Consider the following 616-nt stretch of genomic DNA (forward strand, 5'->3'; position numbering starts at 1 on the left):
CCAGGCGGTGGTGGTCTCTCACCTCCACTCGGTTCAACAGCGCCTCGTGGCGCACAATGTCGGTCAACCACAGCTGATTCGGTCCATCAGCTCGAAACTCGTGCCTGGTCCGTCCGTCGGCATCGACAACCGCGCATAGATCGTCGTGAACGGGTGGGCCGGGTTTCTTCCCGTTCTTCGCCCGGCCCTTACCGAAGGCGGAAAACCAGTCATTGGACGAACACAACCGCCACGCAGTGCGTGCCGCCATGGGCTGGCCGGACGCTTCGGCTTCGTCGGCGAGGTATCGGTACCCGAACTCGGGATCATCGCGGTGGGCATCGAAGAGCGCATCGGCCCGATATGCCTCAACGAGATCGGTATCAGGGACAGGTGCGGCCAGCCACCGGTAGTAGGGCTGGCGGGAAAGCTTCAAGACCCGCTCCCCCGCGCGCTTCGCTCTCAAGCGGGAGGTACCCCCTCTGACACCGCCACGGGGATCCCGTCGACGGCGAGCTCTCTCACGAGCGGGTAGAGCACAATTGATCAGCAGGATTCGCCTGCGACAAATACGCGGCAGCACGGCGCAGGACCTCGTTCTCCTGCTCAAGCAGACGATTGCGCCGACGCATCTCTC

General features: G+C 63.6%; 1 pseudogene. It reads right to left on the reverse strand.

Annotated features, from left to right (window positions below):
* Positions 1–415: pseudogene (locus tag INT29_RS19915) on the reverse strand (hypothetical protein); the annotation flags it as partial.
* Positions 416–616: the final 201 nt, after the last annotated feature.

The organism is Brevibacterium sp. FME37, assembly GCF_014897485.1.
Lineage (GTDB): Bacteria > Actinomycetota > Actinomycetes > Actinomycetales > Brevibacteriaceae > Brevibacterium.